Here is a 15,766-nt window from a genome sequence, read left to right on the forward strand (position 1 = left end):
TAAAAAATCACTTACTGAATGCCCCCGAGAAGCTTATCAATGTCTTCAAATACTTTATTAATATCTTGAACTCCATTAATATTTCTTAAATATCCTTTTGCAGAATAAAAATCTATTAATGGTTGTGTTTGTTTCATATTTACTTCAAGTCGATTTTGTACTGTCTCAGCTGTATCATCATGTCTTTGATAAAGTTCTCCACCACATTTATCACAAACACCCTCAACTTTCGGAGGATTAAATACAAGATGATAAGTGGCACCACAAGACTTACAGATACGTCTGCCAGTTAAACGATCCATTAAAATATTTGTATCGACTTGAATGTTAATGACATAATCAATTTTTTTATTTAATTCAGAAAGGATGGACTCTAATGCTTCAGCTTGAGCTACCGTTCTAGGAAATCCGTCAAGTAAGAAACCTTTTTTGCAGTCATCTTTACTTAATCGTTCACGAACTATTCCGATGGTAACTTCATCTGGAACAAGTTCACCTTGATCCATAAAAGATTTAGCTTTTAATCCAAGTTCAGTTCCTTCTTTAATAGCTTGACGGAACATATCTCCAGTAGAGATATGAGGGATTTGATATTTCTCCACAATTTTTTCTGCTTGGGTGCCTTTTCCTGCACCAGGGAGACCCATTAATACTAAGTTCACTTGTATTCCCCCTCAGTCTCATGAAAGTTCGGGGAACATCAAGATGTTCCCAAAACTATCCTTTAATAAAGCCTTTATAGTGACGTTTAACAAGTTGTGACTCTAGCTGTTTCATCGTATCTAATGCAACTCCGACAACAATGAGCAAACTCGTACCGCCAATTTGTACGGAAGTTGGTAAGTTAGCAATCTTAATAAAGAATACTGGGATGATTGATATAACAGCTAAAAAGAGTGCGCCAACAAATGTTAAACGATATAAAACACGAGTCAAATACTCTTGAGTACTTTTCCCAGGACGAATTCCAGGTATAAATCCACTTTGATTTTTCAAGTTCTCCGATAATTTTTCCGGATTTACTTGTATGAATGCATAGAAATAAGTGAATGCGATAATTAATCCTGCATAAATAATCATTCCGATTGGTCCAGTGTAATCGAATATACGATTAATCCAGTATGTGACTTTATTATCTCCGAAAAATGACGCAATTAATGGCGGTGTATAAACAAAGGAGACGGCGAAAATGATAGGAATAACTCCTGCCGCATTTACCTTTAAAGGTAAATGTGTCAATTGGTTACCCACTGGATTTCTACCAGCAAGTCTTTTCGCATACTGTACAGGAATTTTCCTTAACGCTTGTTGAATATAAATAACTCCAACAATGATCGCAATAATCGCTAAAACAATTAAACCAACAGTAACAATATTTATAAATAACTGATCTCCTGCATTTTCAAACTTTTGAACATATACTTGGTTAATAATCGAAGGTATTCCGGCTACAATCCCTGCAAAGATGATAATAGAGATTCCATTGCCAACACCTTTTTCAGTGATTTGTTCACCAAGCCACAATAAAAATGCAGTTCCTGCAGTTAATACAATGGCAATCGTTAAGTAAGTCGTAATGCCAGGTGTTTTAATTAATTGTCCTCCAGATAAACGATTAAATCCATAAGACATACCTAATGCCTGGATAAATCCGAGAACAATGGTTCCGTAGCGTGTTACTTGCGCTAATTTTCTACGTCCAACTTCTCCTTGTTTTGACCACTCAGTAAATTTAGGAACTACATCCATTTGCAATAATTGAATGATGATGGAAGCCGTTATGTACGGCATGATTCCCATCGCTAAAATGGAGAAGTTTTGTAATGCTCCTCCTCCGAATATATTTAAAATTCCAAACACATTCATTTCATGTTCGAATTTTAATATATCCGCATTTACGCCTGGAACTGGAATAAATGTCCCGATTCTAAATACTATTAACATTAAAAGGGTGAACATAATTTTCTTTCTTATATCACCCACGCGCATAAAATTGGAGATTGTCTTAAACATTAAATCACCTCGGTTTTGCCGCCTGCAGCTTCGATTGCTTCTTTCGCAGCAGAGGAGAACTTATGAGCTTTCACTGTAAGTTTTTTCTCGATGCTACCTTTTGCCAAAATCTTAATACCAGATTTTTGGTTTTTCACAACACCCGTTTCGATTAGAAGTTCAGGTGTTACTTCTGTACCATCTTCAAATTGATTTAATGTGTCTAGATTAACAATAGCAAATTCTTTTCTATGAATGTTTGTAAAGCCTCGTTTAGGCAAACGTTGGAATAAAGGAGTTTGACCACCTTCAAATCCTGGACGAACACCGCCACCGGAACGAGCTTTCTGACCTTTATGACCTTTTCCAGCAGTTTTTCCAGTACCGCTACCGATTCCGCGCCCTACACGCTTGCGATCTTTACGAGAACCTTCTGCAGGTTTTAATTCGTGAAGTTTCAACTTAGGCACCTCCTTTGTTAATGAGAGAGAGTGTTTAAATTTCTTTAACAGATACTAAATGAGAAACTTTGTTTATCATTCCGCGAATAGCCGGATTATCTGGTTTTTCAACTGTTTGATGTAATTTACGTAACCCTAATGCTTTAACAGTTTCTCTTTGGTCTTGTGGACGACCAATCAAACTACGAGTGAGGGTAATTGCTAATTTATTCGCCATCATTTTCCCCTCCTTATCCTAATAGTTCTTCTACTGATTTTCCACGTAATTTCGCTACGTCCTCAGCACGTTTTAATTGTTTTAAACCGTCCATAGTTGCACGTACCATATTGATTGGAGTGTTAGAACCTAAAGATTTAGATAAGATATCACTAACACCAGCTAATTCTAAAACGGCACGAACAGGTCCTCCTGCGATTACTCCAGTACCTTCATTCGCAGGTTTTAATAGAACTTCTCCTGCTCCGAAATGCCCAATTACTTCATGTGGAATCGTTGTACCAACTCTAGGAACTTCGATTAAATTTTTCTTTGCATCTTCGATAGCTTTACGAATTGCATCAGGAACTTCTAGAGCTTTACCAGTACCGAATCCAACGTGTCCGTTTTTATCCCCCACTACAACTAATGCAGTGAAGCGAAAACGACGTCCACCTTTAACAACCTTAGCTACACGATTAACCGTAACAACGCGTTCTTCTAGTTCAAGTTTATTTGGATCAATACGACGCATAAATGGTGTCCCTCCTTTATCCATTAAAATTCTAAGCCGTTTTCACGAGCAGCATCTGCTAATGCTTTCACACGCCCGTGATATAAATAACCTCCACGGTCAAATACTACTGCTTTATAACCTTTTTCTAATGCACGTTTAGCAATTAGCTCGCCAACTTTTTGAGCTGCCTCAATATTACCAGTAGATTCTAAGTTAAACTCTTTATCTAGAGTTGATGCACTTGCTAATGTTACGCCTTTTGTATCATCAATTAATTGTGCATAGATGTGTTTATTTGAACGGAAAACGTTCAATCTTGGACGTTCAGCTGTTCCTGCTAATTTAGCACGAATACGAGCATGTCTTTTTTTACGAACAACATTTTTATCTGGTTTCGTAATCATTTCTTATAGTCACTCCTTTCTCTGCCTAAGCGGCATTACTTACCAGTCTTACCTTCTTTACGACGTACATATTCACCTTCGTAACGAATACCTTTTCCTTTATAAGGCTCTGGCGGACGAACATCACGAATATTTGCCGCTAATGCGCCAACACGTTCTTTATCGATTCCTTTAACAACTACTTTTGTGTTTGCAGGAACTTCGATTTCTAGACCTTCTTCTGGTTCAATTTCAACAGGATGAGAATAACCTACGTTTAATACTAACTTCTTACCTTGTTTAGAGGCACGATATCCGACCCCGATTAATTCAAGACTTTTCTCAAATCCTTTTGAAACACCTTCAATCATATTGGCAAGCAATGCACGAGTTGTACCGTGGATTGTACGATCCTCTTTAGATTCTGATGGGCGAGTGACTGTTAATACATTGTCCTCTATATTAATAACCATTTTCGGATTAAATGTACGAGTTAATTCACCTTTAGGTCCTTTAACAGTAACAGTGCTACCATTTACAGCAACAGTTACTCCGCTAGGAATTTCGATAGGTTTTTTACCTACACGAGACATACCTTTGCACCTCCATTCATGTGTAAATTACCAAACGTATGCTAAAACTTCCCCGCCAACTTGTTTAGCGCGAGCTTCTTTATCAGTTAACACACCTTGTGAAGTTGAAACGATCGCAATTCCTAAGCCGTTCAATACACGAGGAATTTCATCTGATTTTGCATAAACACGTAATCCCGGTTTACTAATGCGTTTTAAACCAGTAATAACACGTTCGTTATTTGGACCGTATTTTAAGAAGATACGGATAATACCTTGTTTATTATCTTCAATATATTCAACGTCACGGATGAAACCTTCACGTTTTAAGATTTCAGCAATTTCTCTTTTAATTTTAGAAGCAGGTACTTCTAAACTTTCGTGACGAACCGTATTCGCATTACGGATGCGAGTAAGGAAATCTGCAATTGGATCAGTCATGACCATAATTTTTACCTCCTTCCCAAATTTGGGTTTTACCAACTAGCTTTTTTAACACCAGGAATTTGACCTTTGTATGCTAATTCGCGGAAACAAATACGGCAAAGCTTGAATTTACGATATACAGAGTGCGGACGTCCGCAACGTTCACAACGTGTATATTCTTGTACTTTAAATTTCGCTTTGCGTTTTTGTTTGGCGATCATTGATTTTTTAGCCACATTTTCGCCTCCTTAATCCAGAGATTACTTTTGAAACGGCATGCCGAATTGTGTTAATAGTTCGCGACCTTCTTCGTCAGTTTTTGCAGTTGTTACGATAACGATGTCCATACCACGAACTTTTGAAACTTTATCATAGTCAATTTCAGGGAAAATTAATTGCTCTTTAATACCTAATGTGTAGTTTCCTCTACCGTCAAAAGCATTTTTAGAAACACCACGGAAGTCACGTACACGTGGTAATGAAACTGAAATTAATTTGTCTAGGAAATCATACATACGATCTCCACGTAATGTTACTTTGCAACCAATTGGCATTCCTTCACGTAAACGGAATCCAGCAATAGATTTTTTCGCTCTTGTCACAACTGGTTTTTGTCCGGTGATTAATGTTAATTCCTCAACAGCGTTGTCCAACGCTTTTGCGTTTTGAACAGCGTCACCTACACCCATGTTTACTACGATTTTTTCAATCTTTGGTACTTGCATGATAGATTTATAATTAAACTTGCTCATAAGAGCTGGAGTAATTTCATTACGGAATTTCTCTTTTAGGCGGCTCATTCAGTGTACCTCCTTTCTGAAAACAATTATTTATCTAATACTTCACCTGATTTTTTTGCTACACGTACTTTTTTGCCGTCAACTACTTTATATCCTACACGAGTAGGTTGGCCAGTTTTTGGGTCAATTGGCATCACATTAGAAACGTGAATTGGAGCCTCTTGACTGATAATACCGCCTTGTGGATTATCTTGAGATGGTTTTGAATGTTTTTTAACAATATTTACACCTTCTACAAGAACACGGTTCTTTTTAGGGTAAGCTTCAAGGATCACACCAGTTTTTCCTTTATCCTTACCTGAGATGACTGCTACTTTGTCACCTTTTTTAACATGCATTACTTCGCACCTCCTTGAAAGGCTTAAACAGATTTCATTATAGAACTTCTGGAGCTAGAGAAACAATTTTCATAAAGTTGTTGTCACGAAGTTCACGAGCTACTGGTCCAAAAATACGAGTTCCACGTGGGCTCTTGTCATCACGAATGATTACACATGCATTTTCATCAAAACGGATGTAAGAACCATCACTACGACGTACACCACTCTTCGTACGAACAACAACAGCTTTTACAACATCACCTTTTTTAACAACGCCACCTGGTGTTGCTTGTTTTACGGTACAAACAATAACATCACCGATATTAGCTGTTTTACGTCCAGATCCACCTAGTACTTTAATTGTTAATACTTCACGTGCGCCTGAGTTATCAGCCACTTTTAAACGTGTTTCTTGTTGTATCATGTAATTTACCTCCCTTCGGAATCAACTTCGAATCCGATCGAAATTAAATAATAACTGCTTTTTCAACGATCTCTACTAAACGGAAACGTTTTGTAGCAGAAAGTGGGCGTGTTTCCATAATGCGTACAATATCGCCTACTTTTGCTTCATTACGCTCATCATGAGCTTTAAATTTTTTCGAATACTTTACACGCTTACCGTAAAGAGGATGCTTTTTATACGTTTCAACTACAACTGTGATCGTTTTATCCATTTTATCAGATACAACACGTCCAGTGTATACTTTACGTTGGTTACGTTCGCTCATCACGAAACCTCCTCTCAATTATCGATTGTTAACACCGATCTCTCTCTCACGAATGACTGTCTTCATTCGTGCGATAGTTTTACGTACTTCACGAATTCGAGCAGTATTTTCAAGTTGTCCTGTCGCTAATTGGAAACGAAGGTTGAACAACTCTTCTTTTAAAGATTTTACTTTTTGTTCAATTTCGGCAGTGGTTAATTCACGAATTTCATTAGCCTTCATTTGATTCACCACCAATTTCTTCACGTTTTACAAACTTACATTTGATAGGAAGTTTGTGTGATGCAAGGCGAAGTGCTTCACGAGCAACCTCTTCTGATACACCAGCAACTTCGAACATTATTTTTCCAGGTTTAACTACTGCCACCCATCCTTCAGGAGCACCTTTACCGGAACCCATACGTACTTCTAATGGTTTTGCAGTATATGGTTTATGTGGGAAAATTTTAATCCAAACTTTACCGCCACGTTTCATATAACGTGTCATCGCAATACGAGCAGCTTCGATTTGACGGTTTGTAATCCAAGCAGATTCTAAAGCTTGTAAACCAAATTCACCAAATGCTACTTCTGTACCACCTTTAGCATTACCACGCATTTTCCCACGATGTTCACGGCGATATTTAACGCGTTTAGGCATTAACATAATTATTTGCCTCCTTCCTCGGATTTTTTCTTAGCAGGAAGGACTTCTCCACGATAGATCCATACTTTAACGCCAAGCTTTCCATATGTTGTATCAGCTTCGGCATGTGCATAGTCAATATCTGCACGAAGTGTATGAAGTGGAACTGTCCCTTCACTATAATGTTCAGCACGTGCAATATCTGCACCGCCAAGACGTCCAGAAACTTGTGTTTTAATTCCTTTTGCTCCAGCACGCATAGCACGTTGGATAGCTTGTTTTTGTACACGACGGAAAGAAACACGATTTTCTAATTGACGAGCAATATTTTCAGCAACTAATTTAGCATCTAAATCAGCTTTTTTAATTTCCATAATGTTAATATGAACTTTTTTACCTGTAAGTTGGTTTAAAGCTTTACGAAGTGATTCAACTTCTGCTCCGCCTTTACCGATAACCATTCCAGGTTTAGCTGTATGAATAGTTACATTCACACGGTTTGCTGCACGTTCAATCTCAACTTTAGAAACAGCTGCGTCGTGTAAACGTTTTGCAATATATTCACGGATTTTAATATCCTCATGTAAAAGATCTGCGTAATCTTTTTCCGCATACCATTTAGATTCCCAGTCACGGATAATCCCGATACGCAAACCTATTGGATGTACTTTTTGACCCACTAATTATCCCTCCTTCTTTTCTGTTACCACGATTGTAATGTGGCTTGTGCGCTTGTTAATTTGGCTCGCACGACCTTGAGCACGAGGACGGAAACGTTTTAATGTTGGTCCTTCGTTAACGTACGCTTCAGTAATAACTAAATTATTTACGTCCATTTCATAGTTATGCTCTGCATTAGCAACTGCAGATTTTAATACTTTCTCAACGATCGGAGAAGCAGCTTTTGGAGTATGACGAAGAATTGCAACTGCTTCACCAACTTGCTTTCCTCGAATTAAATCGACTACTAAGCGAGCTTTACGAGGAGCAATTCGAACTGTTCTAGCAACAGCTTTTGCTTGCATTTGAGTGCCCTCCTCTCATTAACGTCTTGTTTTCTTATCATCACTAGCATGGCCTTTATACGTACGAGTTGGTGCAAACTCACCAAGTTTGTGGCCTACCATATCTTCAGTAATATAAACCGGTACATGCTTACGTCCATCGTATACAGCGATTGTATGACCGACAAACGCAGGGAAAATAGTTGAACGACGAGACCAAGTTTTGATCACTTGCTTTTTATCAGACTCGTTAAGCTTTTCAACTTTTTTCATTAAATGCTCATCCACAAAAGGTCCTTTTTTCAAGCTGCGACCCATAATTGAACCTCCCTTCGTGATTGCTCTACGGTTCTCATTATGAACCGTAGTTCAATCCCGTTATTTTTTACGACGACGTACAATAAATTTATCAGATTTATTTTTCTTCTTACGAGTTTTGTATCCAAGAGTTGGTTTACCCCATGGTGTCATAGGTGATTTACGTCCGATTGGAGCTCTACCTTCACCACCACCGTGTGGATGGTCATTAGGGTTCATAACAGATCCACGAACAGTTGGGCGTTTACCTAACCAACGAGAACGACCTGCTTTTCCGATATTAATAAGTTCGTGTTGTTCATTACCTACTTGACCAACAGTAGCACGGCAAGTTGCAAGAATCATACGAACTTCACCGGAGTTGAGACGAACAAGTACGTATTTACCTTCTTTACCTAATACTTGTGCAGAAGTACCAGCAGAACGTACTAATTGTCCACCTTTACCAGGTTTAAGCTCAATATTATGAATTACCGTACCAACTGGGATGTTAGCCAATGGTAAAGCATTTCCTACTTTAATGTCTGCTTCTGGACCAGACATGATTTCTACACCAACTTCTAAACCTTTTGGTGCAATAATGTAACGTTTTTCTCCATCAACATAATTAATTAATGCAATATTTGCTGAACGGTTTGGATCGTATTCAATTGTGGCAACGCGTCCTGGTATTCCATCTTTGTCACGTTTAAAGTCAATTACACGATATTGACGCTTATGACCGCCACCTTGATGACGAACAGTTAACTTACCTTGGTTGTTGCGGCCACCTTTTTTCTTTAAAGGTTGTAGTAAAGACTTTTCCGGTTTGTCAGTTGTAATTTCAGCAAAATCGGAAACAGTCATACCGCGACGACCGTTAGAGGTAGGTTTGTATTTTTTGATCGCCATAATAATTTCCCTCCTCTTCTATTAAAAATTAAGCTTCGAATAATTCGATTTCTTTGCTATCAGGTGTTAATGTTACAATCGCTTTTCTGCGTTTGTTTGTATAACCTGCGAAACGACCTACTCTTTTATATTTACCTTTATAATTCATAATGTTAACTTTCGCTACTTTTACTCCAAAGATCGCCTCAACAGCATCTTTCACTTGAGTTTTATTAGCTCTTACGTCAACTTCAAATGTATATTTTTTGCTTTCCATTAATTCAGTGGAACGTTCAGTGATAACGGGGCGCTTAATTACATCACGTGCATCCATTATGCAAGCACCTCCTCTACTTTTTGAACAGCATCTTTCGTAATAATAAGTTTGTCATGACCTACTACATCTAAAACGTTGATGCCATTCGCTTCTACTACAGTTACACCAGGAATGTTACGAGCAGATAATTCAACATTTTCATTTAATTCTGCAGTAACTACTAATGCTTTAGAATCAACTGATAGATTTTTAAGTACATTGACAAATTCTTTTGTTTTTGGAGCATCAAAAGATAAGTTTTCTAATACTAAAATGTTATCTTCTAATACTTTTGTTGATAAAGCTGATTTAATAGCTAATCTTCTTACCTTTTTAGGTAATTTGTAACTATAGCTACGTGGTACTGGTCCAAATACTGTACCGCCTCCGCGCCATTGTGGTGAACGAATAGATCCTTGACGAGCACGACCAGTTCCTTTTTGGCGCCAAGGTTTACGTCCGCCACCGCTTACTTCTGAACGATTTTTTACTTTATGTGTTCCTTGACGTAATGAAGCTCTTTGCATAACAATTGCTTCAAATAACACATTTTTATTTGGTTCGATACCAAACACTGAATCATTGAGTTCAATTTCTCCAACTTTTGATCCGCTTTGGTTATATAAAGCTACTTTTGGCATTCCTATGTTCCTCCTTTCCTATAAAGTTATTTCGCTTTTACCGCACTTTTAATTTTAAGTAATGCCTTTTTAGCTCCTGGGACATTACCTTTAATTAATAAAAGGTTGCGCTCAGGGTCAACTTTTACGATTTGTAGGTTTTGTACAGTGACTTGTTCTCCACCCATACGTCCAGGTAATGCTTTTTGTTTGAATACTCGGTTTGGAGCAATTGCACCCATAGAACCTGGTCTACGATGGTAACGAGAACCGTGAGACATTGGTCCACGAGATTGTCCATGGCGTTTAATTACACCTTGGAACCCTTTACCTTTACTAATTCCTGTTACATCAACAAGATCGCCTTCAGCGAAAATGTCTACTTTGACTTCCTGACCAACTTCGTATTCGTCTACATTTACATTGTTAAATTCACGAATGAAGCGCTTAGGAGCAGTATTTGCTTTTGCTACATGTCCTTTTTCAGGTTTGTTTGCTAATTTTTCACGCTTATCTTCAAAACCTAATTGAATAGCGTTGTAACCATCAGTTTCTACTGTTTTCTTTTGTAAAACTACGTTTGGAGTAGCTTCTACGACAGTTACAGGGATAAGATCTCCGTTTTCAGCAAATACTTGCGTCATACCGATCTTTCTTCCTAAGATTCCTTTGGTCATTCGTCACACCTCCTAATACTAATCATGTTTTATTAAAGTTTTATTTCAATATCTACACCAGATGGCAAATCTAATCTCATTAAAGAATCCACTGTTTGTGGAGTTGGGTTAACAATATCGATTAGACGTTTATGTGTACGCATTTCAAATTGTTCACGAGAATCTTTATATTTGTGTACTGCTCGAAGAATCGTATAAACTGATTTTTCTGTTGGTAGTGGTATTGGACCTGAAACAGATGCACCAGAACGTTTTGCAGTTTCTACGATTTTTTCAGCAGATTGATCAAGGATTCTGTGATCATATGCTTTTAAACGAATGCGAATTTTTTGTTTTGCCATTACTTTCCCTCCTTTTCGCCTATTTTACATAGACATTCTCCATGGAAATTTCCTGTACACCCGCCATGGCAAAGCGGCCGGGTGTATCAGCAACCTTCCACTTCATCGCAAAATTTAGCCAACATTGTTTATTATACATAAAACCTATACAAATATCAACCTTTTTTCATATTTGATTAGTTTTATGCACTTTTAAAATTATACATACTATTGAGCTTAAATTCAATATGAGAGTAACTAGAAATAATAAGAATGCGGTTACTAGTTTTATTGGCGAAAAAGAAGTTTATCCTATATATAAGAAACGAATCACTTTATCAGTAATGATAAAGATCGTAACAATTATTGATTCATCTATTAATTCAATGACAAAATCAAAAAGGTGACTGATAAAACAGTCACCTTTTTCTTAAAATATATTATTCAATAACAGAAGCAACTACGCCTGCTCCTACTGTACGTCCACCTTCACGAATTGAGAACTTAGTTCCTTCTTCAATCGCGATAGGAGAAATTAGTTCAACTGTCATTTCAATGTTGTCTCCAGGCATAACCATTTCTACGCCTTCTGGTAGGTTGATTACACCAGTTACGTCAGTTGTACGGAAGTAGAATTGTGGACGGTAGTTAGAGAAGAATGGAGTATGACGTCCACCTTCTTCTTTAGATAATACGTAAACTTCTGCTTTGAATTTAGAATGTGGTTTGATAGAACCTGGTTTTGCAAGTACTTGTCCACGTTGGATTTCTTCACGAGCAATACCACGAAGTAATGCACCGATGTTGTCACCAGCTTCAGCTTGGTCAAGAAGTTTACGGAACATTTCTACTCCAGTAACAGTAGTGCTTTTTGGCTCATCAGCTAAACCGATGATTTCTACTACGTCACCAACTTTAAGAATTCCGCGCTCTACACGGCCAGTAGCAACTGTACCACGACCAGTGATAGAGAATACGTCTTCAACTGGCATCATGAATGGTTTGTCAGTATCACGTTGTGGAGTAGGAATATACTCGTCAACAGCTGCCATTAATTCATGGATTTTTTCTTCCCATTGTGGATCTCCTTCTAATGCTTTAAGAGCAGATCCTTTAATTACTGGAACTTCGTCTCCAGGGAATTCATATTCAGAAAGTAAGTCACGAACTTCCATTTCAACTAATTCTAGTAATTCTTCGTCGTCTACCATATCGCATTTGTTTAAGAATACTACGATGTATGGTACACCTACTTGACGAGATAATAGAATGTGCTCACGAGTTTGTGGCATTGGACCATCTGCAGCAGAAACTACTAGGATGGCACCGTCCATTTGAGCAGCACCAGTGATCATGTTTTTAACATAGTCAGCGTGTCCTGGGCAGTCAACGTGTGCATAGTGACGGTTGTCTGTTTCATACTCAACGTGTGCAGTTGAGATTGTGATACCACGCTCACGCTCTTCTGGTGCACCGTCGATTTGGTCATATGCACGAGCTTCTGCTTTACCAGCTTTAGAAAGAACTGTAGTAATAGCAGCAGTTAAAGTAGTTTTACCATGGTCAACGTGTCCGATTGTACCAACGTTAACGTGTGGTTTTGAACGATCAAATTTAGCTTTTGCCATTAGGAAATCCTCCTTTAATATTAAAAAGTTTAAGTATTTTAGATGGTATCTATGAAATAAATTAGTAGATTTTTTTCATAGATACCATTGTCTACAATAGTAGTTATACTTCATTAAATTATCAAAATCAATTATTCGCCTTTATTTTTTTTGATAATTTCTTCAGCTATGTTCTTAGGTGCTTCTTCATAATGATCGAAGAACATTGTGAATACTCCGCGTCCTTGTGTATTAGAACGTAAAGATGTTGCATAACCAAACATCTCTGCTAATGGAACCATTGCACGAACAACTTGTGCATTTCCACGAGCTTCCATTCCTTCTACACGTCCACGACGGGATGTGATATCACCCATAATATCGCCTAAATATTCTTCTGGAATAACAACTTCTACTTTCATAATTGGTTCTAGTAATACAGGTTTACATTTTGAAGCAGCGTTTTTCAGCGCCATAGAAGCAGCGATTTTAAACGCCATTTCACTAGAGTCAACATCATGGTATGAACCATCGAATAGTTTCGCTTTAATGTCGACAATAGGATAACCTGCTAGAACACCATTTTGTAACGCATCTTCAAGACCAGCTTGAACAGCAGGGATATATTCACGAGGTACTACCCCACCAACGATTGCGTTTTCAAATTCAAATCCTTTACCTTCTTCGTTTGGAGAGAATTCAATCCAAACGTGACCGTATTGACCACGACCTCCAGATTGTCTTACGAACTTACCTTCAACTTGAGCTGTTTCTCTGAATGTTTCACGGTAAGCAACCTGAGGTGCACCTACATTAGCTTCTACTTTAAATTCGCGTTTCATACGGTCAACAATGATATCAAGGTGAAGCTCACCCATTCCTGCAATAATTACCTGGCCAGTTTCTTGGTCAGTGTGTGCACGGAATGTTGGGTCTTCTTCTTGTAGTTTTTGAAGAGCAGTTGTCATTTTATCTTGGTCAGCTTTAGATTTAGGTTCAATCGCAACTTGAATAACAGGCTCTGGGAACTCCATAGATTCTAAGATGATAGGATGTTTTTCATCACATAGGGTATCCCCTGTTGTAGTATCTTTTAAACCTACAGCAGCAGCGATGTCCCCTGCGTACACTTGAGAAATCTCTTCACGATGGTTCGCGTGCATTTGAAGTAAACGTCCAATACGTTCACGTTTACCTTTTGTTGAGTTAATAACATAAGAACCAGAGTTTAAGATTCCAGAGTATACACGGAAGAAGGTAAGTTTACCAACATAAGGGTCAGTCATAACTTTGAATGCTAATGCTGCAAATGGTTCATCATCACTTGCATGACGGACATCTTCTTCTTCTGTTTCAGGATTTACTCCTTTAATAGCTGCAATATCTAGTGGTGAAGGAAGATAGTCAAGAACGGCATCAAGCATTAACTGAACACCTTTGTTTTTGAATGCTGAACCACAAAGTACAGGATAAAATTCAACATTTATTGTACCTTTACGGATAGCAGCTTTTAGTTCCTCAGTTGTGATTTCTTCACCTTCTAAGTATTTCATCATTAGCTCTTCATCAAGTTCTGCTACAGCTTCGATTAGCTTAGCACGTTGTTCTTCTGCTAATTCTTTATAATCATCAGGAATTTCCACGTTATCAATGCGAGTTCCTAAATCATCGGAATAAATATATGCCTTCATTTCAACTAAATCAATGATGCCTGTGAATTGATCTTCAGCACCAATTGGTAGTTGAATCGGATGAGCATTTGCTTGAAGACGTTCATGTAAAGTTTTTACAGAGTATAGGAAGTCCGCACCGATTTTGTCCATTTTATTAACAAACACGATACGAGGTACTCCATAAGTTGTAGCTTGTCGCCAAACTGTTTCGGTTTGCGGTTCAACCCCAGATTGTGCATCAAGCACTGTTACTGCACCATCAAGAACGCGTAGAGAACGCTCAACTTCTACTGTAAAGTCTACGTGCCCAGGAGTGTCGATGATGTTGATTCGATGACCTTTCCATTGAGCTGTTGTAGCAGCAGAAGTGATAGTGATACCGCGCTCTTGTTCTTGCTCCATCCAGTCCATTTGTGAAGCACCTTCGTGTGTTTCACCAATTTTATGGATACGGCCAGTATAAAACAAGATACGTTCTGTTGTCGTAGTTTTACCGGCATCAATGTGTGCCATGATTCCGATATTACGTGTATTTTCTAAGGAGAACTCTCTTGGCATCTGTTTTTCTCCTTCCTCTTTGGTTTAATGTAGTATTTTATTTGTAAGATTATATTACCAACGGTAGTGAGCAAACGCTTTGTTTGCTTCTGCCATTTTATGAGTGTCTTCACGTTTCTTAACGGAAGCACCAGTATTATTTGCAGCATCTAAAATTTCATTCGCTAAACGTTCTTCCATAGTTTTTTCTCCACGAAGTCTAGCGTAGTTAACTAACCATCTTAGACCTAATGTTGTACGACGATCTGGACGTACTTCTACAGGAACTTGGTAGTTAGCTCCACCTACACGACGTGCTCTAACTTCAAGAACAGGCATTACATTTTTTAATGCTTGTTCAAAAACTTCCATCGGATCTTTACCTGTACGTTCACGGATGATATCAAATGCTGTATATAGGATTTTTTGTGCTTTACCTTTTTTTCCATCAATCATAATTTTGTTAATTAAACGAGTTACAAGTTTGGAATTGTAAATTGGATCAGGTAAAACATCTCTTTTTGCAACCGGACCTTTACGTGGCATTACATTTCCTCCTTTCAATGAAGCGTATTTTTAGATGTATATTATTTTTTCTCTTTAGGTTTCTTTGTTCCGTATTTAGAACGGCCTTGTTTACGGTTTTCTACCCCAGCAGTATCTAATGCACCACGGATAATATGATAACGTACCCCTGGTAAGTCTTTTACACGTCCGCCACGAATTAGAACAACACTGTGTTCTTGTAAGTTGTGGCCAATACCAGGAATATAAGCAGTTACTTCAATGCCATTTGTTAAG

At 38.0% G+C, this 15,766-nt stretch carries 27 protein-coding genes; all 27 read right to left on the minus strand.

The genetic code is table 11. The annotated features are described in order from the left end of the window. Positions 1-11: 11 nt before the first annotated feature. The gene (locus tag AC3ASS_RS03645; RefSeq protein WP_488282153.1) at positions 12-662 is read right to left on the minus strand and encodes an adenylate kinase; all 651 of its coding nucleotides are present in this window, start codon (positions 660-662) and stop codon (positions 12-14) included. A 55-nt stretch (positions 663-717) separates the two neighbouring features. Further along, a complete protein-coding gene (secY, locus tag AC3ASS_RS03650; RefSeq protein WP_488282154.1) occupies positions 718-2,013 on the minus strand; it encodes a preprotein translocase subunit SecY in 1,296 nt (431 codons plus the stop codon). Beyond that, positions 2,013-2,453: a 50S ribosomal protein L15 gene (rplO, locus tag AC3ASS_RS03655; protein WP_488282155.1), complete on the minus strand. Its 441-nt coding sequence runs from the start codon at positions 2,451-2,453 to the stop codon at positions 2,013-2,015. Before rplO ends, secY begins: the two co-directional genes overlap by 1 nt. A 34-nt stretch (positions 2,454-2,487) precedes the next feature. Further along, complete coding sequence (gene rpmD, locus AC3ASS_RS03660) at positions 2,488-2,670, minus strand: 50S ribosomal protein L30 (RefSeq protein WP_488282156.1); 183 nt, start codon at positions 2,668-2,670, stop codon at positions 2,488-2,490. Between the two features lie 13 nt (positions 2,671-2,683). Beyond that, complete coding sequence (rpsE, locus tag AC3ASS_RS03665) at positions 2,684-3,184, minus strand: 30S ribosomal protein S5 (protein ID WP_488282157.1); 501 nt, start codon at positions 3,182-3,184, stop codon at positions 2,684-2,686. 23 nt (positions 3,185-3,207) lie between these two features. After that, positions 3,208-3,570: a 50S ribosomal protein L18 gene (gene rplR / locus AC3ASS_RS03670; protein ID WP_488282158.1), complete on the minus strand. Its 363-nt coding sequence runs from the start codon at positions 3,568-3,570 to the stop codon at positions 3,208-3,210. 35 nt (positions 3,571-3,605) lie between these two features. Then, complete coding sequence (gene rplF / locus AC3ASS_RS03675; protein WP_488282159.1) at positions 3,606-4,142, minus strand: 50S ribosomal protein L6; 537 nt, start codon at positions 4,140-4,142, stop codon at positions 3,606-3,608. A 27-nt stretch (positions 4,143-4,169) separates the two neighbouring features. Beyond that, complete coding sequence (gene rpsH / locus AC3ASS_RS03680; RefSeq protein WP_488282160.1) at positions 4,170-4,568, minus strand: 30S ribosomal protein S8; 399 nt, start codon at positions 4,566-4,568, stop codon at positions 4,170-4,172. Positions 4,569-4,597: 29 nt separating this feature from the next. Beyond that, entirely contained in the window at positions 4,598-4,783 is a 186-nt protein-coding gene (locus AC3ASS_RS03685; protein WP_381013069.1) for a type Z 30S ribosomal protein S14, read from the minus strand. Between the two features lie 24 nt (positions 4,784-4,807). Next, positions 4,808-5,347 carry a 50S ribosomal protein L5 gene (rplE, locus tag AC3ASS_RS03690; protein ID WP_488282161.1) on the minus strand — a complete coding sequence of 180 codons (540 nt, stop codon included), beginning with the start codon at positions 5,345-5,347 and terminating at the stop codon, positions 4,808-4,810. Positions 5,348-5,373: 26 nt separating this feature from the next. Next, positions 5,374-5,685, minus strand: a complete 312-nt coding sequence (gene rplX / locus AC3ASS_RS03695; protein ID WP_488282162.1) for a 50S ribosomal protein L24 — start codon at positions 5,683-5,685, stop codon at positions 5,374-5,376. A gap of 37 nt (positions 5,686-5,722) precedes the next feature. Further along, entirely contained in the window at positions 5,723-6,091 is a 369-nt protein-coding gene (gene rplN / locus AC3ASS_RS03700; RefSeq protein WP_488282163.1) for a 50S ribosomal protein L14, read from the minus strand. Between the two features lie 43 nt (positions 6,092-6,134). Beyond that, entirely contained in the window at positions 6,135-6,398 is a 264-nt protein-coding gene (gene rpsQ / locus AC3ASS_RS03705; RefSeq protein ID WP_488282164.1) for a 30S ribosomal protein S17, read from the minus strand. A gap of 18 nt (positions 6,399-6,416) precedes the next feature. Beyond that, on the minus strand, positions 6,417-6,620 hold the full coding sequence (rpmC, locus tag AC3ASS_RS03710; RefSeq protein WP_488282165.1) for a 50S ribosomal protein L29: 204 nt from the start codon (positions 6,618-6,620) through the stop codon (positions 6,417-6,419). Continuing rightward, on the minus strand, positions 6,610-7,044 hold the full coding sequence (gene rplP, locus AC3ASS_RS03715) for a 50S ribosomal protein L16 (protein WP_488282166.1): 435 nt from the start codon (positions 7,042-7,044) through the stop codon (positions 6,610-6,612). Before rplP ends, rpmC begins: the two co-directional genes overlap by 11 nt. A 2-nt stretch (positions 7,045-7,046) precedes the next feature. After that, a complete protein-coding gene (rpsC, locus tag AC3ASS_RS03720; RefSeq protein WP_488282167.1) occupies positions 7,047-7,703 on the minus strand; it encodes a 30S ribosomal protein S3 in 657 nt (218 codons plus the stop codon). 3 nt (positions 7,704-7,706) lie between these two features. Next, positions 7,707-8,048 (minus strand): 50S ribosomal protein L22, encoded by a 342-nt coding sequence (gene rplV / locus AC3ASS_RS03725; RefSeq protein ID WP_488282168.1) that lies wholly within the window; start codon positions 8,046-8,048, stop codon positions 7,707-7,709. Positions 8,049-8,066: 18 nt separating this feature from the next. Then, positions 8,067-8,345 carry a 30S ribosomal protein S19 gene (rpsS, locus tag AC3ASS_RS03730; protein WP_488282169.1) on the minus strand — a complete coding sequence of 93 codons (279 nt, stop codon included), beginning with the start codon at positions 8,343-8,345 and terminating at the stop codon, positions 8,067-8,069. Between the two features lie 60 nt (positions 8,346-8,405). Further along, the gene (gene rplB, locus AC3ASS_RS03735; RefSeq protein ID WP_488282170.1) at positions 8,406-9,236 is read right to left on the minus strand and encodes a 50S ribosomal protein L2; all 831 of its coding nucleotides are present in this window, start codon (positions 9,234-9,236) and stop codon (positions 8,406-8,408) included. 28 nt (positions 9,237-9,264) lie between these two features. Continuing rightward, a complete protein-coding gene (gene rplW, locus AC3ASS_RS03740; protein ID WP_488282202.1) occupies positions 9,265-9,552 on the minus strand; it encodes a 50S ribosomal protein L23 in 288 nt (95 codons plus the stop codon). Then, entirely contained in the window at positions 9,549-10,172 is a 624-nt protein-coding gene (rplD, locus tag AC3ASS_RS03745; protein WP_488282171.1) for a 50S ribosomal protein L4, read from the minus strand. The genes rplW and rplD overlap by 4 nt, the downstream gene beginning before the upstream one ends. A gap of 26 nt (positions 10,173-10,198) precedes the next feature. Next, positions 10,199-10,828, minus strand: coding sequence for a 50S ribosomal protein L3 (gene rplC, locus AC3ASS_RS03750; RefSeq protein WP_488282172.1), 630 nt, complete (start codon positions 10,826-10,828; stop codon positions 10,199-10,201). Between the two features lie 32 nt (positions 10,829-10,860). Continuing rightward, positions 10,861-11,169 carry a 30S ribosomal protein S10 gene (rpsJ, locus tag AC3ASS_RS03755; RefSeq protein WP_025729837.1) on the minus strand — a complete coding sequence of 103 codons (309 nt, stop codon included), beginning with the start codon at positions 11,167-11,169 and terminating at the stop codon, positions 10,861-10,863. 419 nt (positions 11,170-11,588) lie between these two features. Further along, a complete protein-coding gene (gene tuf / locus AC3ASS_RS03760) occupies positions 11,589-12,776 on the minus strand; it encodes an elongation factor Tu (RefSeq protein ID WP_488282173.1) in 1,188 nt (395 codons plus the stop codon). A 131-nt stretch (positions 12,777-12,907) separates the two neighbouring features. Next, entirely contained in the window at positions 12,908-14,986 is a 2,079-nt protein-coding gene (fusA, locus tag AC3ASS_RS03765; RefSeq protein WP_488282174.1) for an elongation factor G, read from the minus strand. Positions 14,987-15,040: 54 nt separating this feature from the next. Beyond that, the gene (rpsG, locus tag AC3ASS_RS03770) at positions 15,041-15,511 is read right to left on the minus strand and encodes a 30S ribosomal protein S7 (RefSeq protein ID WP_488282175.1); all 471 of its coding nucleotides are present in this window, start codon (positions 15,509-15,511) and stop codon (positions 15,041-15,043) included. Positions 15,512-15,552: 41 nt separating this feature from the next. Next, positions 15,553-15,766: 30S ribosomal protein S12 (gene rpsL / locus AC3ASS_RS03775; RefSeq protein WP_488282176.1), on the minus strand; the 214-nt coding region annotated here is incomplete at its 5' end.

This window comes from Bacillus sp. JST-5 (assembly GCF_057747715.1).

Coding starts and splice junctions, on each gene's coding strand:
- rpsJ (WP_025729837.1), bottom strand. CDS start 11,169: ATGGCAAAACAAAAAATTCGCATTCGTTTAAAAGCATATGATCACAGA.
- rplC (WP_488282172.1), bottom strand. CDS start 10,828: ATGACCAAAGGAATCTTAGGAAGAAAGATCGGTATGACGCAAGTATTT.
- rplF (WP_488282159.1), bottom strand. CDS start 4,142: ATGTCTCGTGTAGGTAAAAAACCTATCGAAATTCCTAGCGGAGTAACT.
- rpsH (WP_488282160.1), bottom strand. CDS start 4,568: ATGGTCATGACTGATCCAATTGCAGATTTCCTTACTCGCATCCGTAAT.
- rpsE (WP_488282157.1), bottom strand. CDS start 3,184: ATGCGTCGTATTGATCCAAATAAACTTGAACTAGAAGAACGCGTTGTT.
- rplN (WP_488282163.1), bottom strand. CDS start 6,091: ATGATACAACAAGAAACACGTTTAAAAGTGGCTGATAACTCAGGCGCA.
- secY (WP_488282154.1), bottom strand. CDS start 2,013: ATGTTTAAGACAATCTCCAATTTTATGCGCGTGGGTGATATAAGAAAG.
- rplV (WP_488282168.1), bottom strand. CDS start 8,048: ATGCAAGCAAAAGCTGTTGCTAGAACAGTTCGAATTGCTCCTCGTAAA.
- rplR (WP_488282158.1), bottom strand. CDS start 3,570: ATGATTACGAAACCAGATAAAAATGTTGTTCGTAAAAAAAGACATGCT.
- rpsS (WP_488282169.1), bottom strand. CDS start 8,345: ATGGGTCGCAGCTTGAAAAAAGGACCTTTTGTGGATGAGCATTTAATG.
- rplB (WP_488282170.1), bottom strand. CDS start 9,236: ATGGCGATCAAAAAATACAAACCTACCTCTAACGGTCGTCGCGGTATG.
- rplX (WP_488282162.1), bottom strand. CDS start 5,685: ATGCATGTTAAAAAAGGTGACAAAGTAGCAGTCATCTCAGGTAAGGAT.
- rplE (WP_488282161.1), bottom strand. CDS start 5,347: ATGAGCCGCCTAAAAGAGAAATTCCGTAATGAAATTACTCCAGCTCTT.
- rplP (WP_488282166.1), bottom strand. CDS start 7,044: ATGTTAATGCCTAAACGCGTTAAATATCGCCGTGAACATCGTGGGAAA.
- rpmD (WP_488282156.1), bottom strand. CDS start 2,670: ATGGCGAATAAATTAGCAATTACCCTCACTCGTAGTTTGATTGGTCGT.
- rpmC (WP_488282165.1), bottom strand. CDS start 6,620: ATGAAGGCTAATGAAATTCGTGAATTAACCACTGCCGAAATTGAACAA.
- rpsG (WP_488282175.1), bottom strand. CDS start 15,511: ATGCCACGTAAAGGTCCGGTTGCAAAAAGAGATGTTTTACCTGATCCA.
- rplD (WP_488282171.1), bottom strand. CDS start 10,172: ATGCCAAAAGTAGCTTTATATAACCAAAGCGGATCAAAAGTTGGAGAA.
- rpsQ (WP_488282164.1), bottom strand. CDS start 6,398: ATGAGCGAACGTAACCAACGTAAAGTATACACTGGACGTGTTGTATCT.
- fusA (WP_488282174.1), bottom strand. CDS start 14,986: ATGCCAAGAGAGTTCTCCTTAGAAAATACACGTAATATCGGAATCATG.
- tuf (WP_488282173.1), bottom strand. CDS start 12,776: ATGGCAAAAGCTAAATTTGATCGTTCAAAACCACACGTTAACGTTGGT.